The organism is Streptomyces sp. Je 1-332, from assembly GCF_040730185.1.
Classification (GTDB): Bacteria; Actinomycetota; Actinomycetes; order Streptomycetales; family Streptomycetaceae; genus Streptomyces.
In genome coordinates this window covers 7,821,924-7,846,794 of sequence record NZ_CP160402.1, presented here as the reverse complement: position 1 = coordinate 7,846,794, position 24,871 = coordinate 7,821,924, and the positions used below count along the sequence as shown (strand labels likewise).

The window sequence follows — 24,871 nt, the reverse complement described above, 5'->3', positions numbered from 1 at the left end:
CAGCCGCCGTCAGTGCCTCGCCAGCTTGCCGAGCGCCCGCAGGACCGGGGAGCGCCCCGCCCGGGGGACCGTCCACAGCGCCTGCCCCCGGACACCCCAGTCGGCAAGGAGAGCTCCTGCCGCCAGTAAGCCGGTGGTGGCGGCGCGTTCCATGAGGGCCACGGGCAGGTCGCAGCGGATCGCGTCACCGGCAAGGGTCACGCGCGGGTGGGGAGTGCGCACCGTGGGCCGCCGGGCGTGGGAGCCGACCGGGAAGTGCGGGCAGTCGGCGCGCCATTCGTGCCGGGCATCCACGACGCGGGCCGGGCGGGTCTCGGGGTAGATCCGGCGCAGGCTGTCCAGGAGACGGTTCTGCGCCGCTTCTTGAGGCGTGCCGGCGGCGACGGCGTATCCGTGCAGTTCCACGACCGACCCGCCGGTCCGGGAGGCCCAGCGGGCGGCCTCGCCCTCGTAGCGTTCCAGGACGCTGATGTTGTCGAGGCCGTCGTAGCCGCTGGTGCCGAGGAAGCCGGGGCGGTCGGCTCGGACCGGGCGGTCAAGCCAGAGCCGGGAGACGAGGAAGGGCGGCGCGGTGCGCAGGGTGGCGACGTCCTCGCGCCAGACTGGGGTACCCAGTCCGGGCGAGGCGTCGACGAGGCCGCGCAGAGCTCCGGGGTCGAGGGCGAGGACGGCCGCGTCGTACCGGTGGGCGGCGGTGTCGGTCCGCACCTCTACTCCCCTGTCGTCGTCGGCGTGGACCTCGCGGACGGGTGTGCCGGTGCGGATGTCCGTCCCGTGGCGCTGGACGTAGTCGCCGAGGGGGTTCCACAGAGCCTGCGGGAAAGGCTCTGTGGGCACGTCGAAGAGCAGGCCCTCGGAGGAGCCGAGGAAGTAGATGTGGAACATCAACAGGAGTTCCGCGGCGGACAGTTCGCGCGGGTCGGCGAAGAAGCTGCGGGAGAACACCTCGAAGGCCAGGTGGTGGGCGGCTTCGGGGAAACGCACGCTCTCCAGGAAGCGCGTCGCGCTCATCGAGTCGAAGCGCTCGTGCACGTGGGGCACGCGTACGTCGAGGAGGGGCAGCGCCGCCCTCGCGTCCATGGCGGTGAGGTCGCGCCAGCCGAAGGTGGGGCTCAGTGCGACGAAGCCGAGCGCGCTGAAGGGCGGTGTGCGCGGGACGCGGGCGAAGCTGTCCGTCATCCCGCCGCTGTGCCGCAGGGGGTAGTCGGGCAGCGGCCGGAGCCGGTCGAGGGCGGGGTCGGTCCTGCGCAGCAGTCCGCGCAGGTTGTAGTACTGGCGGAAGAAGGCGTGGAAGCCGCGGCTCATGGTGGTCTCGGAGCCGTCGGCCAGGCGGGTGCGCCAGCCGGCGAGCCGGCCGCCGAGTGACTCCTGCTGCTCGTAGAGGGTCACGCGGGCGCCACGTTCGGCCAGCAACGTGGCCGCGGCCAGTCCGGCGATGCCTCCGCCGACCACGGCGACGCTCGGTGCGTCGTCGCGTTCGAAGCGGTTTCGGCCGGGGGTGGGCCGCAGCAGCTCGGCCTTGCGGTCACGGCCTCGCCGAGCGGCAGGCTGCCGGGCGCTCACGCGGCTCCCCCAACTGCCGTGCCCTCTGCGCTGTCTGTGCCCTTGGCGCCCTCTGCGGCGTTGCGGGCGAGGAAGGTGTGCACGATCCCGGTCTGCCATCCGGCTACGGGAGCCACGCGCACGCCGGTGAACCCCGCATCCGTGAGACGCGCGGTGAAGGCGGGTGCGGTGTCGAAGTCGAGGACGCTTCGCCACAGGTGACGGTAGAGGGCGCGGTCCCCGCTGAGTGTGCCCGCGGGCACGATCACCCCCTGGCAGACAGCCGTCCACAGCGCACGATGCGCGGCCGATCCGCTGAGGCTGTACTCGTGGACGGCGAGCCGTCCGCCCGGTCGCAGCAGGGCCCGGACGGCCGCGAGCAGGCCGTCCGGGTCGGTGACGTTGCGGAACAGGTAGGCGGCGAACACCGCGTCGTACGGCTCCTCTTGCTCCTGCCTGAGGACCGCCTCCTCCGCGGTCAGGTGCCGGAAGCGGACGTGGCCCGGCCACGGTTTGGCCAGCGCGCGGCGCAGCATTCCCGCGGAGGCGTCGACTGCCGTGATGCGGGCGTGGGGCGCGGCGCGCAAGAGGGCCCGGGTGGAGGTTCCGGTGCCGCAGCCGAGGTCGAGGATGCGGAGCCCGGCGCCGGCGCGCGGCAGTTGAAGGCGGCGTGCGGAGCGCAGGAGGTCCGTGCGGTAGCCGGGGTTGAGTGCCGTGAGGCTGTCGTAGGTGCGCGCCGCGTGGTCGAAGGCGCGTGCCAGGTCGTGGTCGCGCAGCAGTGTCATCGGTGGCTCTCTCCGGTTCGTGGGGCGGGGCGGGCGCGGTGGGGAAGGAAGGGGACTTCGACAGCGGTGCGGAGCATGGGGCCGATCGGGGTGCGCAGGCCGATGGTCCACTCCTCCCGCACAGTGGTGTCGCCGTCGAGGAATCTCAGCAGGCGTTCGGTCGGGACGCGGCGGAACAGGCGGGTGAAGAAGTCGGGGCCGTCGACCCGCCCGGTGTCCAGGGCCCGCAGCAGCACGGCGTCCATGGCGAGTGCCCTGCGCCCGTGCGGTGGCGGCACGCGCGCGTGGCCATCGTGCAGGGCGGCGGCGATGGCCCGGCTCTGCCGCTGTACGGCGGCGAAGGTGTAACCGGTCGCAGGGCGCGTGGCGCCGCCCGCGGCACCGATACGGAAGACGGATCTCCCGGCCCGGCGAGCGAAGTGCCCGTCCGTCATGGGGATGACGCCCTGCTCCGCCGATTCCACGGTGTGGGCGCCGAGTTCGAGCACGTCGCGGCTGTAGCGGGTCAGTGCCGCGTCGTAGGCCTCGGTGGTCAGTGGCGTACGGGAGAACTCGGTGTACTCGACGAGGGCTCGGTTCGGAGACAGCGGCAGTACGTAGCCGAAGGCGAGCCCGTGCTGCGGCTGCGGCACCCTGAAGTCCATCAGATCGGCGACCGTCGGATCGAACCGGTCCGTGTCCGTCCGCACGAACCAGCCGCGGAAGTGCTGCATCAGTTCGGTCCGGGCTGGCGGAAGGAGCGGGCGTGGACGCGAGTCGAACACGTGGCGGGCGCGCAGGGTCAGCGCACGGCCTTCCGGTGTGGTGCAGCGGACCTCCGCGCCGTCAGCCGTGTCGCGCACCGTGTCGGCCGTCGCGCGCAGGACGTGTGCGCCTGAGGAGCGTGCCAGCCTGGAGTACACCAGCCGTTCGAACTCGGCGGACCGGAGCATGCGGTAACGCAGCGGAGACGGGTCGACGGTGACCGGGCGGCCGTCGGCTGCGTGGATGCGCAGCCGGGACCAGGAGGCGGCGACCGCTGCTTGGAGGTCACCGGCGCCCTGGTCGTCGCCCGTGTCCTGACCTTCGCCCGTGTCCTGGAAGCCGCCGGTGCCCTGGTCCCAGTAGCACCAGGTCCGCTCGGGCGGTCTCCGCGGGCCGTCCGGCGCCTCCACCAGGGTGAAGTCGAGGCGGCCGGCCACTGCCAGCTGGTGGGCGAGGCTGAGGCCGGACGCGCCGCCGCCGACGATGACGACGTCCGACGTGTCGTGTTCTTCCGACCGGCCGTCGGTGGATGCGGCCGCTTCGGCCCGGTCGCCCTCAGTCACGCGCCAGGTCACTCAGCACCTCCCTGGCGGCCCGCGTACCCGATGACAGGGCGCCCTGTACGGACCCGGTCGCCCGGTGGTCCCCACAGACATACCGGCCCGGCGCGAAACGCGTGGTGCGGCTCAGCGGCCACGGGGGTTCCATCACGGGCAGGGCTCCTTCGACGGTGTAAACGGCGACCTGCCGCCAACCGCTCGTGTCAGTCCCGTACAACTCGGCCAGGCGCCGCAGCACGGCTGCCTCAACTCCCGGCGTGTGCGCGCCGAGCACGGAGCTGGAGATCAGCGCGGTGCCAGGAGGTGCGTATGTGGGTGCGGCCTCGGTCAGCACACACGTGTTGAGTACCGCACCAGTGCTGTCGACCAGCAGGGTCGGCTCCGGCAGTGGCGTGCGGGGAGCCGCGTGGTAGTACGTGGTCACCGTGCGGCCGTCCGGTACGGCAAGCCCGGGCAGCAGGCCGGCCGCCGATGCCGCGTCCGTGGCCACGACGACGGACCGGGCCGGGAGTTCACGGCCGTCGGTCAGAAGCACCCCCGCATCGGTGACCGCGGCGACGGGGGTCTCCAGCGAAAGGACGCCGTCGTCAAGCCCCTTGGCCAACTGAGCGGGCACGGCGCCGATCCCGTCGGCCGGCAGGCAGAGCGTTCCTCTGACCATGCTCCGCCAGACCAGATGGAAGAAGCGGGCGGAGGTCTCGAGGCGGTCCTCCAGGAACACGCCGGACAGGAACGGCCGCAGGATTTCGTCGACGGTGCCGGCCGTCACCCCGGCGTGGGCCAGAGCGGTGGCCGTGGAGCGGTCCCGGCGCCGCTTGAGGAACCCGACGGGCAGCAGGGCGTCGCGCGCGGTCAGCGCGCCCAGGGCCGCCAGGTCACGGGCCGGAAGCACCCGCCCGGGCAGCAGTGCCCGCGCGTCCTTCGGCTGCCGGGTCGGATCGGCGAGACGTACGGGGCCCGTCGAGGTGTGGGCGATGAGACCCGGGGTGAACGGCCTCAACTGGAGACTTCGCAGGTCCAGACGCCGTTTCACCTGGGGGTAGGAGGTGTTGAACACCTGGAACCCGCGGTCGAGGAGAAACCCGTCCCGGCGGTCGGTGCGCATCCGGCCGCCCACGCCGTCCGACGCCTCCAGCAACGCCACACGCCGTCCGGCGTGCTGCAGGTCCAGGGCGCACGCGAGGCCGGCGAGGCCTGCTCCGACGACGACGGTGTCCACGATCCCACGGGGCTGACTGGTCATCTGCTTCTTCCCTGGCTGTCTTTGCGGACTCGGATTCCCGTACCTGGTGGGCTTGATGTCGGCCCATACACGACAGAATGGGGCGAACACCACGTCCACCCGAGCACGTTCCGCCCGGCCGGACCAGGCGCCACTGCGGCCCGGGCCCCGACGGACGACAAACCATCACCTGAGCGCGACCGATTCCACCGCCATGACCGCCTGGGCCAGGCTCAGCGGATGCTGGACCCCTGGCGCGGTCCGCCCGGCCCAGCCGGGCCCGAGGAGCAGGACGACCGGCTTCCTGCGTGCGCCGCGCACTCCCCACTCCATCGAAGCCACGTGCTGGGCCAGCGGCCGGCTCGCGGTGGTGCGGGACTGCGACCAGAGCCCGACGGCGACCGGTCCGGTCCTGCGTACCGCCTCGACCAGTGACTCGACCGGCAGCGCGCCGCCGAACATCCGTACGGGGAGGGATCGTTCGGCCAGGGCGGCGGCCAGTACCTCGAGCGGCAGCGTGTGATTCTCCGCGGGCACACAGGCCAGGACCGTGACGGCACCGGGGCGGCCGGCGGCCACGGGCGGTGCGTGCCGCCGCAGCGCGCCGGAGATGTGCCAGGACAGGAAGTGCTCGACCTCGACGTACCGCTCCCCCGAACTCTCCCATTTACGGCCGACCGCCTGCAGCGTCGGCATGATCACCTCTGTCCAGGCGGCGATCAGGCCGTGTTCTTCGATGGCCGCCCCCAACAGCTCGTCGAGCGCTGCGGCGTCGAGTCGCAGGGCCGCGCGAGCGACTCCCCTGCACTCCTGGCGCACATCGCCGAGTTGAAAACCTGTGCGGGCCCGGCTGCGCTGCCGGGCCGCGGTCCGCGGTACGGGGGCGGCACCGGCGGCGGCAGCGGCAGAGGGCTCGGCAGGGGGCTCGGTCACCGCCGGGCTCGCCTCGCCGAGCACCAGGCGGGCGGCTTCGGCAGGGGGCAGCCCCGTCGCCGTGAGCGCGCACATCCGCTCCAAACGGGCCACGTCCACCGCGGTCCAGCGGCGGTGTCGGCCACCGGTACGCACCGAGGGGCCCAGGCCGTAGCGGCTGTCCCACGAACGGATGGTGGTGGGCGCCACCCCCAGCCGCCTCGCCAGTTCACCGGTGGTCAGCCTGCCGACGCGCCGTGAGTCCTCGCCCCGGTCGTCTCCAGTCAGGCTCACGTCTCCACCTTACGACGCATAAGCGACGCAAGTTGTTGCGTCGTTTTCGGCTCACAACACTGGGCCACAGACCCCGCCGCAGCGCGTACGCCGCGCACCTCGGGGGTCCGCAGGAGACCTTCCGCCCTCACACGGGACGCACGGCAGGAGGAGCAGAGCCATGAGCACGCACACGCGATCCGCCGGTGTCCGCCCGCTGAGCACGGAGGCGCGCACACCAAGCGCGGAGAAGAGGCTGTACGAGGACGATCTGGCCCGTGGCCTGCGCGCCGCGGACGAGAACGCCTTCGCCGCGACCTACCGCCACTGGGGCCCGCTCGTCCACACCATGGCCGCTCGCTCGCTCGGCGACACCCACGAAGCCGAGGACGTCACCCAGCAGGTGTTCCTCGGCGCCTGGCGCGGACGGGACGGTTTCCATCCGGAGCGCGGGTCCCTCGGCGCCTGGCTCGTGGGCATCACACGCCGGAAGATCATCGACGCGCTGGCAGCCAGGACGCGGCGCCTCACACTGATCGACTCGGTGGCCCACTTCGCCGACCCGCAGCCTCCTGGGGAGCGCGTGTCGGATGCCGTCCTGGACCGGGTGCTTCTGGCGGATGCCCTGTCCCGGCTGCCCAGGCACCAGCGCGAGGTGTTGTGCATGGCGTTCTACGACGACCTGACGCATGCCCAGATCGCCGAGCGGACCGGGATGCCCCTGGGCACCGTGAAGAGTCACTCCCGGCGTGGTCTGCACCAGCTGCGGCACGGGATCGAACGGGGGCGCGCCGACGAGTCGACCGCATAGGCGCACCCCCGCCCTCGACCGACGCTGATCCATGGTGCGGGCTCCTCACATCCGGGCGGCTTTGCGACTCTGCTTCCTCTTCTTCGCCTCGGCGGTCAGGAACGGATGCGCGGCAGCCTCTCCGACCGCGGGGCCGCCTCCTTGTCCGACGTACGGCTGAGGGCACCGGGCCACCACGCGGCCGGGCCGATGTCCCGTACGAGCGCGGGCACCAGGAACGACCGCACGACCAGGGTGTCGAGCAGCACGCCGAGCGCGACGATGAAGGCGATCTGGAAGAGGAAGGCCAGGGGAATCACCCCGAGGGCCGCGAACGTCGCCGCCAGGACCACCCCTGCCGAAGTGATGACACCGCCGGTGGCGGTGAGGCCGCGCAGCACACCTTGGCGGGTGCCGTGGCGCGCGGACTCCTCGCGCACCCTGGACATCAGGAAGATGTTGTAGTCGACGCCCAGGGCCACCAGGAACACGAACCCGTACAGCGGTACGGAGGAGTCGGTGCCGCTGAAGTCGAGCAGGTGCTGGAAGACGAGTGCCGAGATGCCCAGCGTGGCCAGGAAGTTGAGGGCGACTGTGGCGACCAGGATCACCGGCATGACCAGGGAGCGGAGCAGGCCGATCAGGATGACGAAGATGATGGCCAGGACGACGGGGACGATGATCCCGCGGTCGTGCTCGGCGGTCTTCTGGGTGTCGTACTGCTGCGCGGTGTAACCGCCGACGAGTGCGTCGGCCCCGTCCACCGCGTGAACCGCGTCGCGGAGGCTTGCCACGGTCTCCTTCGCGGCGTCACTGTCGGCGGCTTCCTCGAGTGTGGCGTCGATGCGCACGCGCCCGTCGACCACGAGGGGCTTTCCCGTGCCGGGCCGGCCGGACGCCGTGGTGGCGGCGGCCTCCGAGACACCTGCGGTGTCCCGTGCGACGGCGGTCACCTCCTGAACGCGGTCGGCGTCGGCGACGATGACGACAGGGTTGCCCGAACCCCCCGGGAAATGGCGGCCCAGGGTCTCCTGGGCGGCGACCGAGGGTGCGTCGTTGACGAAGATCTCGTCGAGCGGGACGCCCTTGGAACTGAGCGTGGGGGCGAAGGCGGCGCAGACGATGAGGGCGGCCGATGTCGCGGCCCAGATCCGCCGCGGGGCCCGGTCGACCAAGGCGGCGATCCGCGTCCAGACACCGTGGCCGGCGGACTTCTGCTCCACCGACTTCGGCTTCGCCGGCCAGTAGGCCGCGCGCCCCAGAACGACCAGCGCCGCCGGCAGGAAGGTCAGCGCGCTCAGCACCGCGCAGGCGATTCCGATGGCCCCGACGGGGCCGAGTGCCCGGTTGTTGGTGAGGTCGCTCAGCAGCAGGGCCAGCAGGCCTAGGGCCACCGTCGCGCCGCTGGCGACCACCGGGCCGACGGACTGCCGCAGCGCGGCACGCATGGCGGCCATGCGGTCCTGGCCCACCGCGAGTTCCTCGCGGAAGCGGGCGGTCAACAGCAGCGCGTAGTCCGTCGCGGCGCCGATGACCAGGATGGAGAGAATCCCCTGCACCTGCCCGTCGACGCGCACCACGTCATGGTCGGCGAGCACGTAGACGATCGCGCAGGCGAGGCCGAGCGCGAAGACCGAGCCCAGGATGATCACCAGCGGCAACAGCACGCTGCGGTACACGAGCAGCAGGATGACCAGCACGGTGGCGAGGGCGACACCGAGCAGCAGCCCGTCGATGCCGGCGAACGCGTCACCCAGATCGGCCTGGCTGGCGGCGGGGCCCGCCAGTTCGGCCCGGGTCCCCGGCACCTTCTGCACGGCCTGACGCACGCGGTCGAGCGCGGCCGGCAGCTCATCGCCCAGGTCGGTCCGGAGTTGGACGACCCCCTGCAGGGCCTCACCATCCTTGGCGGGCAGAGCAGGGGAGGGACTGCCGACGACCCCGGTGGATCCCTTGAGCGAGGCCAACGCCTCACCGGCGGCGGCGCGCTGCTCCGAGCTGATCCGACGCGTCGCTCCCTCGTCCGCGGTCCACACGACGATCGTCGGCAGCGTCTCCTCCTGACGGAAGGAACGCTGCGCGTCGATGACCTTGGTCGACTCCGCGTTTCTCGGCAGGAACGCGGCCTGGTCGTTGGTGGCGACCTCGCCGAGCTTGCCGGCGTACGACCCGAGGGTGCCGCCGATGCCCAACCAGGCGATCAGCAGGACGATCGGAACCAGCCGGCGCGCGAGACGCGGGGCGGTGGACATGGCACTCCCGGGGTAGACATTCCTCAACCATCAACAATCTCAATGATTGAACAATATCCGGAGCGAAGACGGCAACACGACCGCGTCCCCTTGGGTCCGGCCCCGTGGTCCCGCTCGTCAGCTGCTTCGGCAGATCACGGCCGCGCGGATGCACTCCTGGCCGACGAACCGCGGCTCGGGGCCTCCCGCAGACCACCGAGCTCCTCGTTCATCGCAGCCAGAAATCGCCGTACGACCTCCAACTCGCCCTCACTGAAGCGGTCGAGAGCGCTTGCCGTCGCGTCGGCCAGCGGCCGGAAAGAGGACCGCGCCACGCCCCGGGCGTCCGCCTCGTAGTGCAGGTGCACGACACGGCGATCGACCGTGTCGCGCGACCTGCGGACGTGCCCGGCGCGCTCGAGCCGGTCGAGGCACGCCGTGACCGCGCCCGAAGTGAGCCCCAGGTGCTCGCGAAGCCGGCCCGGTGTCAGCGGGGCATCCGCGTCGAGGATCGCGGCGAGCGCGAGGACGTCGGTGGGGTGCAGATTCTGCGCGGCCGCGAAGGTGTGCACGAGCCGGTTGATCTCACCGTTCATCCGGCGGAGCTGAACCGCGAATGCGTGCAGGTCAGTGCCGTGCGCCCCGCGTGACGACGCTGCGTCCTGATCTGCGGTTCCGTCTGAGCTCGTCACCCGGCCAGCATAGCGAGGGGCGCCGCACCCCCTTCTACGTCGCGTCCAGCGCCCCGCCCCTCGCCGGGGCCGCGGTCCTCACGCCAGCACCGCGATAGGCACCCCTTGCGAGAAGGGCATACGATGTTGCCCATGACGCAAGACAGTGGCGAGATGGACAGCCTCGTGCGGAAGCGGATCCGGGCCCTGCGGGTGGCGCAGGGCTGGTCCCTGGAGGAGCTGGCCGCCCGCGCCTCGGTCAGCCAGTCGACGCTCAGCCGCATCGAGAACGGTCAGCGTCGCCTGGCTCTCGACCAGCTCGTCACCCTCGCCCGGGCCCTGGACACCTCCCTGGACCAGCTCGTCGAGACGGCCACCGACGATGTCATCACCAGCCCGGCGATCGACGGAGCCCATGGGCTCATGCGCTGGCCGATCAAGGCGGAGCCAGGCATGAGCGTCGTACGACAACGGATGACGAACCCGCCGCCCGACAGCCCCGCGCGCATGCGCGCGCACCCCGGCCGCGAGTGGCTCGTCGTGTTGTCCGGCACCGCGGTCCTGCTGCTGGGCAACCGGCGCCTGCGCATCGAGACCAACCAGGCGGCTGAGTTCCCCACGATGCTCCCCCACGCCATCGGCGCCGAAGGCGGACCGTGCGAGATCCTCGGCATCTTCGACCGCGACGCCCGCCGCGGCCATCAGCGCGAGGACGAGAACAAGAGCGGTTGAGACGGGCATCGACGGCCGGTGACGTGCCCGTCGGTTGCCTCTGCGGCAGTGTGGCGAGCCATCTTCTTGCGCACCCTGGGATTCATGATGCCGCGACGGCATGACCGGCCTAGCGTCGTCGGCATGACCCACGCATCGACGCACACGCACACAGGCACAGGCCACCACCACGCCGGCCACACCCCCCAGCACGAGCCGGACGTCGGCAGCCAGGCGGAGATCCTCGACCTGGACGCGGAGGTGCTCTCCGAGCACATCGCGTCCATCACGGCCTGGCTGCCCGTCGAGAAAACTCCGACCCGCGTCGTGGACCTGGGATGCGGGACCGGAGCCGGCACCTTCGCCCTGCTCGCACGCTTCCCCGAGACGGAAGTCGTCGCAGTGGACGCGTCGGACGACCATCTGAGCCGCCTCCGGGCGAAGGCCGACGAGCTCGGTGTGGCCGACCGGGTGCGCACGGTGGCGGCCGATCTCGACGCGGACTGGCCCGACCTCGGCCGGCCCGAGCTGGTATGGGCGTCTGCGTCGCTGCACCACATGGCCGACCCCGACCGCGCCCTGCGCAAGGTGAACGACCTGCTCGCGCCCGGTGGCCTTTTCGCCGTCGTCGAGCTGGCCGGCTTCCCGCGCTTCCTGCCCGCCGACGCCCCGGCGGACCGGCCCGGCCTTGAGGAGCGCTGCCATGCCGCCCTCGAACACCACGGCGCCGAGCACGTGTCGCACCGCGGCGCCGACTGGGGCCCCAAGCTGGCGGCCGCCGGGTTCACCGTCGAGGGCGAGCGCGTCATCACCGTGAACGTCGACGGCTCCCGCGACACCGCGGTCGGCCGCTACGCGCTCAGCAGCCTGCGGCGTCTGCGCGCCGGCGCCGCTCACGCCCTTTCCGCGGAAGACCTCGGCTCGCTCGACCAGCTGCTCGACGCCGGCAGCCCGCACAGCGTCCTGCGCCGCGACGACCTCGCGGTCCGCACCGAACGCAGCGTGTGGGCCGCACGGCGCCCGTGACGCACCCCTCCCCCGGACGTGAGAAGGGTGGGCCCGTCACGTGCGAACGGAGACGGGCCCACCCACAGCGTCCTCGGGAACGCGTGCGGCCACCGTACGAGCACCCGCGCCGCCGCGCCTCCTGAGCAGGCATCTGCAGCAGGCATCTGTGAGTGCGCGGTGCGGCTCACGCCACCGGAGCGGTGACCTCTCCCGCCGGGCCGCTGTCCTCGGGCGACTCTCCTTCGGGGCCGAGCGGGCGCCCCTCCCACACCAGGGCCCGCCAGCCCTCGTCGGGCGAGCCTTCGAGGATCACCACGCCCGTGTTCCGCAGCGGGTGACCCGCCGCGTACGCCACGTCCACGTTGTCCGCGCGGGCCGCCACCCAGGTACGGATCACGGCACCGTGGCTGACCAGCGCCACCGTCTCCGCCCCCGTCGCGGCGGCCTCGGCGACGACGGCGTCGAAGCGCCCCAGGGCCTCCACGCCGTTCTCACCGCCGGGCATCCTGCGCTCGGTGTCACCGCCGGACCAGGCGAAGGCGGTGCCCATGTAGAGGGCGGCGGCCTCGTCGTCGCCCCGCATCTCCAGGTCCCCGGCGATCAGCTCCCGGATGCCGTCCCGGATGCGGGGTTCGAGACCCCTCGCGGCGGCGAGGGGCGCGGCGGTCAGCTGGGTGCGCAGCAGCGTGGACACGTACAGGGCATCGATCTTCTCCGCCGCCAGCGCCTCCGGCACCGCCGCTGCCTGGTCCTGCCCCAGCGGCGTCAGCCCCGGGCCCGGCGCCCCGGTGTCCAAGAGGTGCTTGAGGTTGGACGGGGTCTGACCATGGCGTATGAGCAGCAGACGCATGCGGAAACTACCTTCCCTGGGCGGAGGCGGAGCAAGGGGCAAAGACGGAACAATCTCCTCCACTCTGCCACCAGTGCCCTCCGTCTCCGCACCAGAGCGTCTCCGCACCAGGGCCTTCCGCAGTACGCCGAAGGCGCCTCGGGGCGCGGCACGTACCAGCGAGCGTTACGCCGGGACGATGCGGTAGACGCTGCCGCCTATGTCGAGCACGTATAGCTCGCCATCGCCGCCCTGTACGAACGAGATGACCTCGCCGCCGTTGACTCCGAGGTCGTTCACGCCGGTCACCTCGCCGTTCTCCATCTGCAGGGCGCGGACCGTGCCGTCGCAGTAGTCGCTGAAGACGTACTGGCCCTCGAGCTCGGGGATCGCCTTGCCCCGGTAGACGTATCCGCCGGTCACCGAGCAGCCGAGGCCGGTGCGGTCGTACTCGTGGATCGGCGGCACGTGGTTCGCGGGTTCCGTGCCGTCCCGGAAAGGGTGGGTGCCCTCCATCTGGGACCAGCCGTAGTTCTCGCCGCCCTTGCTGTTCGCCGGGGCCCGGTCGATCTCCTCCCACGCGCTCTGACCGACGTCACCGATCAGCAGGTCGCCCGTGCCCGCGTCGAAGGAGAACCGCCAGGGGTTGCGCAGCCCGTACGCCCAGATCTCGTCCCTGGCCTTGGGGTCGTCCACGAACGGGTTGTCCTGCGGGATCGCGTACGGCTCGCCGCCCCTCGGGTCGATCCGCAGCAGCTTGCCGAGCAGGGTGTCGAGGTTCTGCCCGTTGCCGTGCGGGTCTCCGCCCGAGCCGCCGTCGCCGAACGCGATGTAGAGGTAGCCGTCGGGGCCGATCTTGATGTCGCCGCCGTTGTGGTTCGGGTAGGGCTGCGTCTGCGTGAGGACGGTGCGGCGGGTCTCGGGCCGGATCTTGCCTTGGCGCACCGCGAACTCGTCCACGGTGCTGGTGCCTTCGAGGTTCGTGAACGAGATGTAGAAGTGCGCGAACTTCTTGTCGAACGCGATGCCGAGGAGACCGCGTTCGCCGTCGGTGGTGGTCTCCTTGGAGATGTCGAGGACGGGCTTGCCGAGCCCTTGAGGGCCCAACACCCGTACGGTTCCCGTGCGTTCGGCCAACCAGACCGTGCCGCCCGGACCGGCGGTACCGGCGGTCGGGTTCGTGGCCGTGGTCACCTTCTTGAGCGCCACCGCCGGGGCCTGCCGCGGGGATGCGGGCTCGTCGGCGGACGCGGTGGCCAAGGCGAGGGAGGCTATGAGGCAGATGGTGCCGATGATCGCCGAGCTTCTGGTGCGGACGTTCACCGTGATCCTCCTGGAGGCGGCGAAGGGGAGGTCACCCGGCTGCTGGGGGCAGAGTTCGGTGGGGGTGTCGCCCGCGCCAGCACGCAACCTGGGTGGGGGGATGGTGTGCTACTGGCCACGCATGAGGATACTGGGACGACGGTTGTTGGTATAGACCAAGGCGCCCTACATCTCCGGCAGTTGACGTTCCCGCCTTGACCTTTCCCGCTTTCGGACGTTCCCGCCGATGACCGTGGCCTCAGGTGACCTCAGGGGCGCTGCGTCATGTGGGCGAGGGTCTGCGCGGCGCTGTCGGGCGCGAAGGCGCCGTCGATGCCCTCCGCCGCGCCTTCGGCGGCCTCGACGGAGCGCGACAGGAGGACCTTCTCGTACGCGGTGATCGCCTGGTCGATGGTGGAGTGGTCGATGAGGGCGTGGGCGAGGTCGGCGCCGTCGAGCATGGCGAGGTTGGCGCCCATCCCGGAGAAGGGGGACATCAGGTGGGCGGCGTCGCCGACGAGGGTGAGGCCGGGCGTGTGCGGCCAGGTGTGCGGGACAGGCAGGGCGTACAGGGGGCGGTTGATGTAGCCCGTGTCGGTGCGTGTGATGAAGCCGAGCAGGTCGGGGCTCCAGCCGGTGAACTCGCGGAGCAGGGCGCGCCGTAGGGCGGCGGTGTCGGCGAGGTCGAGGCCGGCTTCCTGGTGCCAGCGCTCGTCGGTGCGCATGCCGACGTAGACGCGGATGTGTCCACCGCTGTTGCGCTGGGCGACGAAGCCCTTGTTGTCATCGAGGGCCATCATCGTGCCGTCGCCGGTGAGTTCGGCGAGGGCGGGGTGACGGCGGTCGGCGTCGTTGAGGCCGATTTCGACGAAGGTGACGCCGGTGTAGAGCGGAGTGGCGTCCGACAGCAGTCGACGCACCCTGGACCAGGCGCCGTCGGCCCCTATGACGAGGTCGGCTTCCGTGACCGTGCCGTCGGCGAAGCGCAGTCGGTGGGTGCCGTCACCGAGGGGGTCGACGCGGGTGAGCTTGCGTCCCCAGCGCACCGTGCCCGGCTCGAGGGAGGCGAGGAGGAGGTCGCGCAACTGACCTCGGTCGATCTCGGGATTGCCCTCGGTGGCGTCACCCTCGGGCGGAAGCGCGTCGAACAGGACCCGGCCGGCTCGACTGATCAGCCGCATCTGCTGCCCCTCGGGGCGGGCCTCGGCCAGGAAGTCGTCCAGCAATCCGGCCGCGCGCAGGGCGCGCTGGCCGGAGTGAGGATGCATGTCGAGGGTGCCGCCCTGATCTCGGGCGGTACGGGAGGCGTCACCCTCGTGGACCGTGGCGGCTATGCCGTGCTCCTGCAAGACGCGGGCGCAGGTCAGGCCGCCTGGACCGGCGCCGATGATGGCGATGCGGGGTTCGGACGTGGCGTTCATGGTGGTGCTCCATTCGAGTCGCGCAGCGGCGGCTGCACTCGGGCGGCTGCACCTTGTGGGCCGCAGCCCCAGAAGAGCACATCAACTCACTAAGTGCAACGACTCAACTTTTGAAGCTGAGCAACTGAAGCGGTAGAGTCAGAGCATGACCGATACCGAGACCGGCGCCCTTCCGGAAGCCCCGTCGGAAGCCCCTCCGGAAGCCTCTTCCGAAGCGCCGACAGAGGCACCGCCGAAGACACCGATGGGGCGCCGCGAGCGCAAGAAGGCCGCCACCCGCCAGGCCATCGCGGATGCGGCCCTGCGGCTGTTCCTGGATCGGGGGTACGACGACGTCGGCATCCGGGAGATCGCGGACGCCGCCGACGTGTCCACCACCACGCTGTTCAAGCACTTCCCGGTGAAGGAGGCCCTCGTCTTCGACGAGGACGCCGCTCAGGAAACCCTCCTGCTCGCCGCCGTACATGACCGGCCCCGGGGCCGGTCCATCCCCGCGGCACTACGGGAGCACGCACTGCGCCACCGCATGGCGTCCGCGGACAGTGACGCCCGATTCACCGCCTTCTCCGACCTGGTCAACGCCACCCCGGCCCTGCGTGACTACGTCCAGAACATGTGGCTGCGCCACAGCTCCGCCCTGGCAAGGGCCATCGCCGAGGAAAGCGGACGACCGGCGGACGACCCTGCCTGCGCCGCGCTGGCCCACTTCGCCCTCGAAGCGCCGCGCGCCGCCCGCGGTCACGACGATCCCCGCCAGGCCGTCATCCGCGCCTTCGAGTTGCTGGAGAACGGTTGGGAGTCCGTAGCCTGAGCTTTCCGAACTCCTGGTGTTCCAAGGGGCGAAACCCACCCGCAATGCTCCGCTAACATGATCGAACTCACGACGAGTGCCCTGATCGCTCCTACATCAGCAGAAAACCACGCCATCCAGCACGAAGAGTGAGCCATTAACCACAACTAACAAATCGGCCAAAAGAATTGATACCTATAGCACCGCGAAATTCCTCGCGAATAGACCTCCGGACAGTGCTCGCGGCGTGGCGCAGGCCACGGGCGATGCTGTGGACCGCGGCGGCCGTGATCGCCCTTGGCTTCCTCGTCGCCCTGGAGATCGCCGCGCGCCACTACGGCATGGCGGGACCGATCACCAACCAGGCGCGAGAGGTGATCTTCGCCCCTAAGTCGGGGCCTCTGCTCTACGCCGGCATGGCGCTGATGATGGTCGTGTTCACCTGGCGGCAACGGTTCATCGCGATGGGTATCGCGGTCGGCATCGACGTCGTCTTCTTCTTGGTGCGCTGGCCTCTCGGCGCCGACATGATGTTCGGCAACGGCGCGTTGTGGGTGATCCTCGGCTGCGCGGTCATCGCGGTCACGCGCCGCACCGGCCAGGAACGTGTCCTGCTCCTGAAGGGCGTCGGGCTGAGTCTGCTCCTGGTGGCGGGCCGTAAGACGGGTGACACCTGGCTGCTCATCACGTCCAAGACCCGCCCCGCGGTGCTCGATCAGTACGTGGCCACCGCCGACCACGCGCTGGGCAACCCGTCGTGGCTGGTGGGCCGGCTGGTCTCGGCGACGGGTCCGGTCGGCGAGCACGTTCTCGACTACGTGTACATCCAGCTCGCGGTGGCCGCGGTCATCGTCGCGCTCTACCAGTTGCGCAACGTGGCGACCGAGCGGCGCTTCCCCGGCCACCATCTCGTCCGTACCTTCCTGGTCATCGGCCTGCTGGGACCAGCCATCTACATGATCTTCCCGGTGGTCGGCCCGATCTTCACCTACGGGGACGGCGCCTTCGGTACCGGTGGTGAGCAGTGGGCGATCGCGAACCTGTGGCCGCACACGGTGCCATCGATCAGCGTCCCCCAGTCGATGCCGTTCGACGAGATCACTCCGCGCAACTGCATGCCGAGCCTGCACACGGCGTGGGCCACGACGATCTTCATTCACTCCCGCAAGGGCCCGCGGCTCCTGCGATACGCGGGCGTCTTCTGGCTGGTGGCCACCCTCGGCGCGACGCTGGGATTCGGCTACCACTACGGCGTGGACATCATCGCCGGCGTCGTCTTCGCGTTCACCATCGACGCGGCGCTGCGCGCGCTGGACCGCGGCTGGGACAGGTCGGCCATCCTGCTGGTCGCTTACGGCACGACGGTGTTCACACTTCTCCTGGTGTCCTTCCGATTTCTGCCGATGCAGATGGCCAGGCACCCGTGGATATTCGGACCACTTCTCGTGCTGGCGATGATCTCGGTGGTCCAGGGCTATGTGCGGACCACCAAGCTGTGGGAGCCGAAGGCCGTTCCGACGCCTCAACCGGAACCGCAACCCGAACTGGTCTGAGGCGCTCGCACGAGGTGGGGCTGACCGCTTCCCGGATCCGATCAGGCCGGGAAGCGGAGCCCCTGGGCCTCCATCAGGCCCGCCACACGGGTCAGCGGCCCGTGGACCCGTCGATCTGCTCTCGGAGGATGTCGGCGTGGCCTGCGTGCCGACCGGTCTCCTCGATCATGTGCACCAGGACCCAGCGCATTGATGGCGCAGCCCCTCGGCGCGGGGGCCGCGGGGCGGGAAGTGTCAGGTCCGAGCAGGCGTCGATGACCTCATTCGCTCGCGCGACGGTCTTCCGGTAGTCGGCAAGCACACCGTCGAGGGAGTCGTCCGCGGACGGCCGCATGCTCGCGGGCCAGTCGTCGATGTCCTCTCCGAGGAAGTAGAACCGTTCGGCGCACGCCAGATGCTTGAGCAGCCCGAGCAGGCTGGTGCCCGAGGGCACACCGGCCGTCCGGACCTGCGGTTCGGGCACCCCCGCGGCCTTGTCCGCGATCGAACCGCGCAGCTGGTCGAGGAAGCCGCGCAGGGTGGCCCTCTCGTCGGCGTCGGTCCGCGGCGGTCCGGTATCGGTCTTCGGCATCGCGGTGTCCCTTCGTCGGCAGACGCGCCGGGTGCGGTGCGGCGCGCACCCTCGACGCCGGAGATGTACCGACAGGATCGACATCGCGATGTCACTCCCGCAAGAAGAATTGCAGATCCGCATTATCAGGCGCCGACCAGCGCGAGCCGCACGGACAGCCGGCCCGTAGAGAAACAGGCGGCCCACAGTGAAACAGGCGGCTCGCTCAGGCAGTACGCCGCGGCTTTCTCGCGGCCGTCTTCTTCTCGGGCGCCTTCTTGGCAGTGCTCTTCGTGCCGACCGCCTTCTTGCCGACCGCCTTCTTCGTCGCGGCGCTCTTGGCCGCCGTCTTCTTCGTGGTCTTCTTGGCCGCCGTCTTCTTTTTCGGCAACTCGTGGACGGTGGCGTCCTTGCCGCTCTCGCCGCGGGCCGACTTGGCCTTCTGTACGGACTCCTGGAGTGCGTCCATCAGGTCGAGAACCTGTCCGGAGGGTGCTTGTGACTCGTCCGGCTTGGGCGGCTGCTTGCCCTCCGCCTTCGCCTCGATGACCTGCTCAAGGGCTTCCGTGTAGCGGTCGGTGGCCCAGTCCTGGCCCGCGATGCCGTCCGTGGTCATGGAGTCGATGAGAAGGATCGCCCGGTCGATCTCGTCGTCGTCCAGGTCCATCGTCTTGGGGGCCAGCTCCTGCGGATCGCGCACTTCGTCGTCCCACTTCATGGCGTGCAGCACGATGACGTCGTCCTGCACCCGCAGCAGACCCAGACGCTCACGCCCGTGCCACGCGAACTTGGCGACGGCGGCCTTGCTGTTCCGCTCCAGGGCCTTGCGAAGGAGCGTGTAGGGCTTGTTCGCGACCTGCCCGTCGGCCTGTAGGTAATACCCCTCGCCGATCCGGATCGGATCGATCGACTCGTAGGGCACGAAGCCGGCGATCTCGATCGCCTTCGCGGTCGGGAGCGGCATCTCGTCCAGTTCGTCGTCGGTGACCGCGACGATCGTGTCCTTGCTGACCTCGAAACCCTTGCCGATCTCGGCGTTCGTGAGCTGCTTGCCGTCGAGATCGCAGATCTTCCGGGTGCGGACCCGGCCCATGTCCTCCAGGTGGTACTGGTGGAAGCTGATGCTGTGGTTCTCGGTGGCCGGCAGAACCTTGATCGGGATCGTGACCAGGCCGAACGAGATCGCGCCTGACCAGACGGGTCGGGGCATGCGGTACCTCCGTGACAGCCCCGAGGACACCAGCCTAGGAGTGACTCCGCCGGGCGGCATGTGGAGCGCACCCGCGGTCGGCGCGCCGGAGCAGCCACCGAACCGGAACAGTCACCGCACCGGAATGATCTTGAGTTCGTGGATCTTGGGCACACGGAGACGAGTGATCTTTTCCGTCGTTCTCCGTAAGGGAGTGCAATGACCGTACCCTCGCGCCCGGTTCCGCGTATGGACCGTGAGCGGCGCTTCAACCTGCGTGCGACCGCCTTGTTCTTCGCGCTGCTGGCGATCATCCTGTGCGTCCTGGTCTTCGTGGTCCGCACCGCGGCGGAGATCATCGAGAGCCGCCCCGCGTGGGCCGCCTCCATCATCGTGGTGGGCATCGCGGCCGCGTATCTGTGCCGTTCCAGGTGGCGCCGCTTCTCCGCGGCCAGATACGCGCGCCATGCCGCCGAAGCGCTGGAGGAAGTGGCCGAACAGGCCACTGCGGAACGGGCCACAGCGGAACAGGCCGCCGCGGAAGCGGTGTTGGACGGTGAGGAGACCACCGTCGCCCTCGATCCTCCGGATGACTACACCGAACTGGATCCCGACGGTTTCGAGCACGCCATAGCCGACCTGTGCGCCCGCGACGCCTGCCGGGAGGTGGAAGTGGTGGGCGGCGCCTGCGACTTGGGCGCGGACGTCATAGCGGTCACCTCCGAAGGGCTCCGCGTCGTCATCCAGTGCAAGCGCTACGGCGACGACAACAAGGTCGGCTCGCAGGATCTCCAGCGCTTCGGCGGGACCTGTTTCACCGTCCACGAGGCCGACATCGCGGCGCTCGTCACGACGAGCGACTTCACCGCGCCCGCCCTGGAGTACGCCCAGCAGTGCGGCATCGTGTGCGTGAACGGCGAAGAGCTGCATGCCTGGCTCGACGGCACCGGTCCAAGTCCCTGGGAGGTGGGGGCGGGCGTCGAGGCCTGACCGGGGAGCGGCGCCCCGGCCCGCCGCGGCGTCAGCGGAGGCCGGCCCTGTCCAGGCGTCTGAGCACGGGCGATGCCGCGGCCCCGTGCACCATCACCGACAGCAGCACGATGAACGTCACCACCGCCCACAACTCCTCCTGATACGCCTGGAGATCCCCTTCCCCCAAGGCGTACGCGAGGTAGAAGACGGAACCGATCCCCCGGATGCCGAAGAAGGAGGTCACCGCGCGTTCCCCCGGCGTCGTCCTCCCCCGCAGCTGGGCGATCCACCCGGTCAGCGGACGGATCACGAGGAGCACCAGCACGGCCGTCACCGCGCTGCTCCAGGAGAGTGCGGAGAGCCCGCCGCAGGCGATGAACCCTCCGATGAGGAGCAGCACCCCCGCCGTGAGGAGCCTCTCCACCTGTTCCATGAACGTGTGCATCACCAGCTGGTAGCCGTGGGCGCGTTCGGCGGCCCGGATCGCGCAGGCCGTCGTGAACACGGCGAGGAAGCCGTAGCCGTGCAGCACTTCGGTGAGGCCGTACGAGACGAAGGTCGCCGCGAGCGCGACGAACCCCTCCCGGTGCTCGGACAGCCGCAGCGCCTCCCATCCGGCCCGGAAGAACATCCACCCGAGCAGCCGGCCGACCAGCAGACCGACCGCCACGCCGACCGTGACGCGCACGAGCACGTCGCTCCACAGCCAGTGGCCCACCCACTCACCTGACCAGCCCGTTTCCGAGGCGGCGAACATGGCGAGCGCGGCCAGGACCAGCGGGAAGGCGAGCCCGTCGTTGAGACCCGCTTCCCCGGTGAGGGCGAAGCGCACCTCGTCCTCGTCGTTCTCGGCGTCGGTCGGCTCGCCGACCCGTACCTCCGCCGCGAGGACGGGGTCGGTCGGCGCGAGTACGGCGCCCAGGAGCAGGGCGACGGCCGGCGGCCAGCCCACCAGGCCCCAGGCGACCAGCGCGGTGGCCACGACGGTCAGGGGCATCGTGATGCCGAGCAGGCGCCACGCGGTGGACCACGACCGTCGCCCGAACGGCCGGTTGATCGCGAGACCCGCGCCCATCAGGGCCACGATGACGCACACCTCGGTGAGGTGCTCCAGCCATGCCCTGTGCTCGTACGGATCGAGGTCGGGGAGCCCGGTCGGCAGCAGGTACACGAGGAAACCGACAGCCAGGAAGACCATCGGCATGGACATGGGCTGGCGCGCCACGAGCCTCGGCAGCACCGCGGCCAGCAGGGCGCCGATCCCCATGCAGGCGTAGCCGACATCCGCGGCGCTCACGTCCATCTAGCTCACGTCCATCCACCGGCCCCCTGTCCTCGTGGCGAAGCCGTCAGGGTGCCGGGTAGGGCTGTCCCGCGAGCAGTTCGGCCAGGTGGTGGGCGTTGGCCGCGAGGGCCTGCGTGGCGGAGGCGACTTCCTCGGGCGTCTCGTCGAGATCCTGGTAGTCGGTGCCCTGCTTCGCCTCGCCCACCCAGTAGGTGACCGCGTGGGGCGCCAGGGAGAAGCCGAGGTCGTTGCAGGCCTGGAAGACGTCCGCGCTCACGTTGTGGGCGCCGTCCTCGTTGCCGACCACGGCCAGCGCCGCGACCTTCCCGTACATGAGGGGCCGGCCCGCGTCGTCGGTCTCCGACATGTCCGCGTTCAGACGCTCCAGGACCCGCTGACAGACGCTCGACGGGTGGCCGAGCCAGATCGGCGTGGCCAGCAGCAGGATGTCGGCGGCCAGCACCTTCTCGCGCAGCGCGGGCCAGGCGTCGCCGTTGCCCAGGTCGACGGCGACACCGGGGCGTACGTCGTGGTCGGCCACCCGGACCGTCTCGACCTCGACACCCAGCTTCTCGAATTCCGTCATCACCTGGTCGGACAGTGTGTGGCTGCTGGAAGAGGTGGGCGAAGAATTCAGCGTGCAAACCAAGGACAGCGCGCGCATGCGGAGCTCCATTCGTCGGTGACGGGGTGGTATCCCTGGGAGGCGTTCCCGATCGGATCAACCCTAATCAAGCACCTGGGAAAGAAATCGCAGGTAAGCGGCCCATGTTTTCGTCGTCGTTCCCAGGGCAACCGGTAGTCAAGAAGCTGTGCAGCAGTTAACGAACTGACGCGGAGCTAGTAAAGACGTTCTTTGGAGGTCCCTCATGCTGAAGGCCATTGCAGATGTACTCCGAGCCATTGGTGGAGCCATTGCCACGGTGGTCACGCTCCCCTTCCGCGCCGTCGCGCGACTGTTCGGCGGAGCTTCCTCCAGCGCCCACGGCCACCACTGACAGCAGGGCCTTCACATCTCCTGGTCGACGTGCTTCTGCAGCACGTCGCAGGAGTGCTGGAATTCCTCCATGAGCCGGGTGGACTCCACCACAAGGACTCCGTACGGACGAGTCGGGTCGGCCAGCGGTAGGCCGGCCCGGCTCGCTCCGTCGGTCACCTTCTGGCAGCACCCCTGGGCCTCGTCGGCCAGCTGACACAGCTGCCGGGCCTGCTCGGTGAGGGTGTCCTCGTCCAGCTCTCCGAGGACCTGAGCGATCTTCGCGAGGGATTCCAGGAAGTCGGCGTAGTTGTCGAGGAAGGCCCGGTCGTCGTGCCGGTCCCCTTCCTCTTCCTGCCACTGGTGCAGGCTGCGCGTCAGCGAAGCTACTTGGTACAGCGAGCGTTCGAGGGCTCCGAGCACGGCGCCGTACCCCTCGAACGAAGCCCGGCCCCGATGCCTGCGCAGCAGGCGGCGAGGGTTGAAGTAGAGGCTCTCCTCGGCCGTACGGAAGCCTTCGCGGGCCTGCGTGATCAGGCCTCCGGTCTGCTCGGCCCGCCGGCGCCACTGGCTGCAGCGCTCCTCGTCGAGTTCGCCCTCGCGCAGCACCGGATACATGTCGCTCACCAGGCCGCCCAGAGCGGTGGAGAGCGTTCGGATCCCGTGCTCGGCGCTGCGGTAGCGCATCGGCGGGGCCACCGTGATGTTGACGACGACCCCGATGCCACAGCCGATGAGGACGAGCAGGATGATCTCCCCGAGCTGGGTGACCTTCTGGGTGGCGGACGTGGCTGCGGCGTAGGTGGAGAAGGCGAAGAACGCCGCGGTGGCGACCTGTGATCCCTGCGCGCCGAGCGCGGGCCACCGTCCGATGGACAGGCCCACCAGGGCGACCAGGACGAACGTGAGCAGGTCCGGTCCGCCGAGGAATCCGAGGCCCGCCACCATCGCCACGCCGACCGCCACCGCACCCAGATAGCGCAACGACTGGAGCAGGGACTGGTACACCGTCACCTGCATGATCAACACGGCGGAGAACGGAGCGAACGCCGGTGACGGCGCGTTCAGGAGGTAGTACGAGACCACCCAGGACAGCGTCGCGGCCAACGTGCTCTTGACGACCAGGAGCACGGTGTGGCGTTCGTAGCCCGCTGTGGCCCGGGCTCGCCCCCACCACTGGCGCACACGGTCGAACCGCCCCTGGGCCGCGGTTTCCGTCCGCTGCCCGCCGCCCTTGCCGGCCATACACCGACTCCATTCCGTCCAGCAGGTGATCGAGTTCAGCCTGCTACCCGGAGGAGCCGTCCGCATGCGGACATCGGGCCGAGGGGCCCGCGGGGCACATCGCGGAAGCCGTTACCACCGCAAACGCCAGGCCTGTCGCAGGACGTCAGGCCTGGTGCGTCCGCGGGGTCATGCGGGTTCCGCCGCGCCTACCAATAATGCTTTCGCCCGCCCACCGCGTGGCCCACGGATCCGAGAACCCACAGGATCACACCGACGACGACGAGGATGACGCCGATGGTCCACAGGATGGAGATACCGGCCAATAGGCCGATGATGAGCAGGATGATTCCGAGTGCGATCATTTGCGCCTCCGACCCTCAGAATTATTTCAAGTATGCACCTTCTGATTGCCGATGACAGCCTCAGCGCCGGACTATTCGGGCCGTGTGACGGTGTGTGACGCCGGGCCAGCGAACCGTGCATCCACATCCGTGCCGATCTTGTGCATCTTTCCAGCCCGCCGCGTCGAACCCGGACGAGACGGCTCATCTCGCTGAGGGGCGCCTGTGTTTGGCGTGATAACACGGAGTGATCAATTCCGAAGGAGACGACGCGACATCATGGGTATCTTCAGCCGTCGCCAGACCCCGACCCTCGAGCCGATACCGGCGGTCGGCCACCACACGCCCTTCTCGGCCGCCACCGGTGCCGCGCTCGACCCGGCGCTGCGTGCGCTGACCGGGGAGTGGATCATCGACCGCCCGCACAGCCGCATCGGATTCTCCGTGCGGCACGCGATGGTCACGACCGTGCGAGGCGCCTTCGGGGACTACGACAGCACGCTGTACTTCGACGGCGCCCGGCCCTCCGAGTCGCGGGCCGAGATCGTCATCCGGGTGGGCAGCGTCGACACGGGCGTGGAACAGCGGGACGCGCACCTTGTCGGCGGCGACTTCTTCGACGCGCGCCGCCACCCGGAGATGTCGTTCCGCAGCACTTCCACGGTCCACGAGGGCGGGGAGACCTTCCGTATGGCCGGGGAGCTGACCATCCGCGGCGTCGCCAGGCCCGTGGAGCTGCAGCTGGACTATCTCGGATCAGTCGTGGACCCGTTCGGCTTCGAGAGGGCCGGCTTCGACGGCACCACCACCATCGACCGCACCGACTGGGGCCTCGTCTACAACCAGCGTCTGGAGACGGGCGGCGCCATGGTGAGCGAGAAGGTGCGGCTGCAGTTCGACATCTCCGCGATCCGGGCCACGCCGCTGGAGTGAAGTGCCGCGGGCCGCGACGGGAGTGCGGGCGGGAGTTCTTGTCCCCACTGACCG

General features: G+C 70.1%; 24 protein-coding genes. 8 read left to right on the top strand and 16 right to left on the bottom strand.

Annotated elements, in window-relative coordinates; all coding sequences use genetic code 11:
• Positions 1 to 9: 9 nt before the first annotated feature.
• The 5 genes from ABXJ52_RS35330 to ABXJ52_RS35310 all read right to left on the bottom strand — a co-directional run bounded on the left by ABXJ52_RS35330 (position 10) and on the right by ABXJ52_RS35310 (position 6,059).
• Complete coding sequence (locus ABXJ52_RS35330; protein ID WP_367047969.1) at positions 10 to 1,563, bottom strand: NAD(P)/FAD-dependent oxidoreductase; 1,554 nt, start codon at positions 1,561 to 1,563, stop codon at positions 10 to 12.
• Positions 1,560 to 2,327 (bottom strand): class I SAM-dependent methyltransferase, encoded by a 768-nt coding sequence (locus ABXJ52_RS35325; RefSeq protein ID WP_367047966.1) that lies wholly within the window; start codon positions 2,325 to 2,327, stop codon positions 1,560 to 1,562. The genes ABXJ52_RS35330 and ABXJ52_RS35325 overlap by 4 nt, the downstream gene beginning before the upstream one ends.
• Positions 2,324 to 3,556, bottom strand: coding sequence for a lycopene cyclase family protein (locus ABXJ52_RS35320; RefSeq protein WP_367049473.1), 1,233 nt, complete (start codon positions 3,554 to 3,556; stop codon positions 2,324 to 2,326). Before ABXJ52_RS35320 ends, ABXJ52_RS35325 begins: the two co-directional genes overlap by 4 nt.
• Positions 3,557 to 3,626: 70 nt before the next feature.
• Entirely contained in the window at positions 3,627 to 4,874 is a 1,248-nt protein-coding gene (locus ABXJ52_RS35315; RefSeq protein WP_367047963.1) for an NAD(P)/FAD-dependent oxidoreductase, read from the bottom strand.
• A 165-nt stretch (positions 4,875 to 5,039) separates the two neighbouring features.
• Positions 5,040 to 6,059 carry a MerR family transcriptional regulator gene (locus ABXJ52_RS35310; RefSeq protein WP_367047960.1) on the bottom strand — a complete coding sequence of 340 codons (1,020 nt, stop codon included), beginning with the start codon at positions 6,057 to 6,059 and terminating at the stop codon, positions 5,040 to 5,042.
• 160 nt (positions 6,060 to 6,219) lie between these two features.
• Here ABXJ52_RS35310 and ABXJ52_RS35305 point away from each other — a divergent pair, with 160 nt between their 5' ends.
• Positions 6,220 to 6,849 carry a sigma-70 family RNA polymerase sigma factor gene (locus tag ABXJ52_RS35305; RefSeq protein WP_367047957.1) on the top strand — a complete coding sequence of 210 codons (630 nt, stop codon included), beginning with the start codon at positions 6,220 to 6,222 and terminating at the stop codon, positions 6,847 to 6,849.
• Positions 6,850 to 6,944: 95 nt separating this feature from the next.
• Here ABXJ52_RS35305 and ABXJ52_RS35300 read toward each other — a convergent pair whose 3' ends face one another.
• Both ABXJ52_RS35300 and ABXJ52_RS35295 read right to left on the bottom strand, forming a co-directional pair.
• Positions 6,945 to 9,080, bottom strand: coding sequence for an MMPL family transporter (locus ABXJ52_RS35300; RefSeq protein WP_367047954.1), 2,136 nt, complete (start codon positions 9,078 to 9,080; stop codon positions 6,945 to 6,947).
• 134 nt (positions 9,081 to 9,214) lie between these two features.
• Positions 9,215 to 9,751 carry a MarR family winged helix-turn-helix transcriptional regulator gene (locus tag ABXJ52_RS35295; RefSeq protein WP_367047952.1) on the bottom strand — a complete coding sequence of 179 codons (537 nt, stop codon included), beginning with the start codon at positions 9,749 to 9,751 and terminating at the stop codon, positions 9,215 to 9,217.
• Between the two features lie 132 nt (positions 9,752 to 9,883).
• On the opposite strand from ABXJ52_RS35295, the gene ABXJ52_RS35290 reads away from it, so the two are divergent.
• Together ABXJ52_RS35290 and ABXJ52_RS35285 are read left to right on the top strand one after the other, a co-directional pair.
• The gene (locus tag ABXJ52_RS35290) at positions 9,884 to 10,462 is read left to right on the top strand and encodes an XRE family transcriptional regulator (protein WP_367047950.1); all 579 of its coding nucleotides are present in this window, start codon (positions 9,884 to 9,886) and stop codon (positions 10,460 to 10,462) included.
• 123 nt (positions 10,463 to 10,585) lie between these two features.
• Positions 10,586 to 11,467 carry a class I SAM-dependent methyltransferase gene (locus tag ABXJ52_RS35285; RefSeq protein ID WP_367047948.1) on the top strand — a complete coding sequence of 294 codons (882 nt, stop codon included), beginning with the start codon at positions 10,586 to 10,588 and terminating at the stop codon, positions 11,465 to 11,467.
• A 166-nt stretch (positions 11,468 to 11,633) separates the two neighbouring features.
• Here the strand turns inward: ABXJ52_RS35285 and ABXJ52_RS35280 are convergent, their stop codons facing one another.
• From ABXJ52_RS35280 to ABXJ52_RS35270, 3 genes are all read right to left on the bottom strand, one after another.
• The gene (locus ABXJ52_RS35280; protein WP_367047946.1) at positions 11,634 to 12,299 is read right to left on the bottom strand and encodes a histidine phosphatase family protein; all 666 of its coding nucleotides are present in this window, start codon (positions 12,297 to 12,299) and stop codon (positions 11,634 to 11,636) included.
• A gap of 165 nt (positions 12,300 to 12,464) precedes the next feature.
• On the bottom strand, positions 12,465 to 13,601 hold the full coding sequence (locus tag ABXJ52_RS35275) for a PQQ-dependent sugar dehydrogenase (protein WP_367047945.1): 1,137 nt from the start codon (positions 13,599 to 13,601) through the stop codon (positions 12,465 to 12,467).
• Positions 13,602 to 13,849: 248 nt separating this feature from the next.
• Entirely contained in the window at positions 13,850 to 15,001 is a 1,152-nt protein-coding gene (locus ABXJ52_RS35270) for an NAD(P)/FAD-dependent oxidoreductase (protein ID WP_367047944.1), read from the bottom strand.
• 244 nt (positions 15,002 to 15,245) lie between these two features.
• Here ABXJ52_RS35270 and ABXJ52_RS35265 point away from each other — a divergent pair, with 244 nt between their 5' ends.
• Positions 15,246 to 15,812, top strand: coding sequence for a helix-turn-helix domain-containing protein (locus ABXJ52_RS35265; RefSeq protein ID WP_367049472.1), 567 nt, complete (start codon positions 15,246 to 15,248; stop codon positions 15,810 to 15,812).
• Positions 15,813 to 16,057: 245 nt separating this feature from the next.
• Positions 16,058 to 17,344 carry a phosphatase PAP2 family protein gene (locus ABXJ52_RS35260; protein ID WP_367047943.1) on the top strand — a complete coding sequence of 429 codons (1,287 nt, stop codon included), beginning with the start codon at positions 16,058 to 16,060 and terminating at the stop codon, positions 17,342 to 17,344.
• A gap of 91 nt (positions 17,345 to 17,435) precedes the next feature.
• Here ABXJ52_RS35260 and ABXJ52_RS35255 read toward each other — a convergent pair whose 3' ends face one another.
• Positions 17,436 to 17,915 carry a DinB family protein gene (locus ABXJ52_RS35255; protein ID WP_367047942.1) on the bottom strand — a complete coding sequence of 160 codons (480 nt, stop codon included), beginning with the start codon at positions 17,913 to 17,915 and terminating at the stop codon, positions 17,436 to 17,438.
• A 205-nt stretch (positions 17,916 to 18,120) separates the two neighbouring features.
• Positions 18,121 to 19,104, bottom strand: coding sequence for a Ku protein (locus tag ABXJ52_RS35250; protein ID WP_367047940.1), 984 nt, complete (start codon positions 19,102 to 19,104; stop codon positions 18,121 to 18,123).
• A gap of 198 nt (positions 19,105 to 19,302) precedes the next feature.
• Here ABXJ52_RS35250 and ABXJ52_RS35245 point away from each other — a divergent pair, with 198 nt between their 5' ends.
• Complete coding sequence (locus tag ABXJ52_RS35245) at positions 19,303 to 20,073, top strand: restriction endonuclease (RefSeq protein WP_367047939.1); 771 nt, start codon at positions 19,303 to 19,305, stop codon at positions 20,071 to 20,073.
• Positions 20,074 to 20,104: 31 nt separating this feature from the next.
• Here ABXJ52_RS35245 and ABXJ52_RS35240 read toward each other — a convergent pair whose 3' ends face one another.
• Positions 20,105 to 21,358 (bottom strand): cation:proton antiporter, encoded by a 1,254-nt coding sequence (locus ABXJ52_RS35240; RefSeq protein ID WP_367047937.1) that lies wholly within the window; start codon positions 21,356 to 21,358, stop codon positions 20,105 to 20,107.
• Between the two features lie 46 nt (positions 21,359 to 21,404).
• The gene (locus tag ABXJ52_RS35235) at positions 21,405 to 22,004 is read right to left on the bottom strand and encodes an NAD(P)H-dependent oxidoreductase (protein ID WP_367047936.1); all 600 of its coding nucleotides are present in this window, start codon (positions 22,002 to 22,004) and stop codon (positions 21,405 to 21,407) included.
• 205 nt (positions 22,005 to 22,209) lie between these two features.
• Between ABXJ52_RS35235 and ABXJ52_RS35230 the strand changes: the two genes are divergently transcribed.
• Positions 22,210 to 22,338: an LPFR motif small protein gene (locus ABXJ52_RS35230; protein WP_351165998.1), complete on the top strand. Its 129-nt coding sequence runs from the start codon at positions 22,210 to 22,212 to the stop codon at positions 22,336 to 22,338.
• Positions 22,339 to 22,349: 11 nt separating this feature from the next.
• Here the strand turns inward: ABXJ52_RS35230 and ABXJ52_RS35225 are convergent, their stop codons facing one another.
• Together ABXJ52_RS35225 and ABXJ52_RS35220 are read right to left on the bottom strand one after the other, a co-directional pair.
• Positions 22,350 to 23,561 carry an aromatic acid exporter family protein gene (locus ABXJ52_RS35225; protein WP_367047935.1) on the bottom strand — a complete coding sequence of 404 codons (1,212 nt, stop codon included), beginning with the start codon at positions 23,559 to 23,561 and terminating at the stop codon, positions 22,350 to 22,352.
• A gap of 188 nt (positions 23,562 to 23,749) precedes the next feature.
• Complete coding sequence (locus ABXJ52_RS35220; RefSeq protein ID WP_367047933.1) at positions 23,750 to 23,905, bottom strand: DUF6131 family protein; 156 nt, start codon at positions 23,903 to 23,905, stop codon at positions 23,750 to 23,752.
• A 258-nt stretch (positions 23,906 to 24,163) separates the two neighbouring features.
• Here ABXJ52_RS35220 and ABXJ52_RS35215 point away from each other — a divergent pair, with 258 nt between their 5' ends.
• Positions 24,164 to 24,817, top strand: coding sequence for a YceI family protein (locus tag ABXJ52_RS35215; RefSeq protein ID WP_367047932.1), 654 nt, complete (start codon positions 24,164 to 24,166; stop codon positions 24,815 to 24,817).
• Positions 24,818 to 24,871 lie beyond the last annotated feature (54 nt).

Excerpts from the sequence above, each read along its gene's own strand:
- ABXJ52_RS35325 (WP_367047966.1), bottom strand. The coding sequence starts at position 2,327 with ATGACACTGCTGCGCGACCACGACCTGGCACGCGCCTTCGACCACGCG.
- ABXJ52_RS35315 (WP_367047963.1), bottom strand. The coding sequence starts at position 4,874 with ATGACCAGTCAGCCCCGTGGGATCGTGGACACCGTCGTCGTCGGAGCA.
- ABXJ52_RS35305 (WP_367047957.1), top strand. The coding sequence starts at position 6,220 with ATGAGCACGCACACGCGATCCGCCGGTGTCCGCCCGCTGAGCACGGAG.
- ABXJ52_RS35300 (WP_367047954.1), bottom strand. The coding sequence starts at position 9,080 with ATGTCCACCGCCCCGCGTCTCGCGCGCCGGCTGGTTCCGATCGTCCTG.
- ABXJ52_RS35290 (WP_367047950.1), top strand. The coding sequence starts at position 9,884 with ATGACGCAAGACAGTGGCGAGATGGACAGCCTCGTGCGGAAGCGGATC.
- ABXJ52_RS35285 (WP_367047948.1), top strand. The coding sequence starts at position 10,586 with ATGACCCACGCATCGACGCACACGCACACAGGCACAGGCCACCACCAC.
- ABXJ52_RS35280 (WP_367047946.1), bottom strand. The coding sequence starts at position 12,299 with ATGCGTCTGCTGCTCATACGCCATGGTCAGACCCCGTCCAACCTCAAG.
- ABXJ52_RS35270 (WP_367047944.1), bottom strand. The coding sequence starts at position 15,001 with ATGAACGCCACGTCCGAACCCCGCATCGCCATCATCGGCGCCGGTCCA.
- ABXJ52_RS35265 (WP_367049472.1), top strand. The coding sequence starts at position 15,246 with ATGGGGCGCCGCGAGCGCAAGAAGGCCGCCACCCGCCAGGCCATCGCG.
- ABXJ52_RS35260 (WP_367047943.1), top strand. The coding sequence starts at position 16,058 with ATGCTGTGGACCGCGGCGGCCGTGATCGCCCTTGGCTTCCTCGTCGCC.
- ABXJ52_RS35255 (WP_367047942.1), bottom strand. The coding sequence starts at position 17,915 with ATGCCGAAGACCGATACCGGACCGCCGCGGACCGACGCCGACGAGAGG.
- ABXJ52_RS35250 (WP_367047940.1), bottom strand. The coding sequence starts at position 19,104 with ATGCCCCGACCCGTCTGGTCAGGCGCGATCTCGTTCGGCCTGGTCACG.
- ABXJ52_RS35245 (WP_367047939.1), top strand. The coding sequence starts at position 19,303 with ATGACCGTACCCTCGCGCCCGGTTCCGCGTATGGACCGTGAGCGGCGC.
- ABXJ52_RS35240 (WP_367047937.1), bottom strand. The coding sequence starts at position 21,358 with ATGGACGTGAGCGCCGCGGATGTCGGCTACGCCTGCATGGGGATCGGC.
- ABXJ52_RS35235 (WP_367047936.1), bottom strand. The coding sequence starts at position 22,004 with ATGCGCGCGCTGTCCTTGGTTTGCACGCTGAATTCTTCGCCCACCTCT.
- ABXJ52_RS35230 (WP_351165998.1), top strand. The coding sequence starts at position 22,210 with ATGCTGAAGGCCATTGCAGATGTACTCCGAGCCATTGGTGGAGCCATT.
- ABXJ52_RS35225 (WP_367047935.1), bottom strand. The coding sequence starts at position 23,561 with ATGGCCGGCAAGGGCGGCGGGCAGCGGACGGAAACCGCGGCCCAGGGG.
- ABXJ52_RS35220 (WP_367047933.1), bottom strand. The coding sequence starts at position 23,905 with ATGATCGCACTCGGAATCATCCTGCTCATCATCGGCCTATTGGCCGGT.
- ABXJ52_RS35215 (WP_367047932.1), top strand. The coding sequence starts at position 24,164 with ATGGGTATCTTCAGCCGTCGCCAGACCCCGACCCTCGAGCCGATACCG.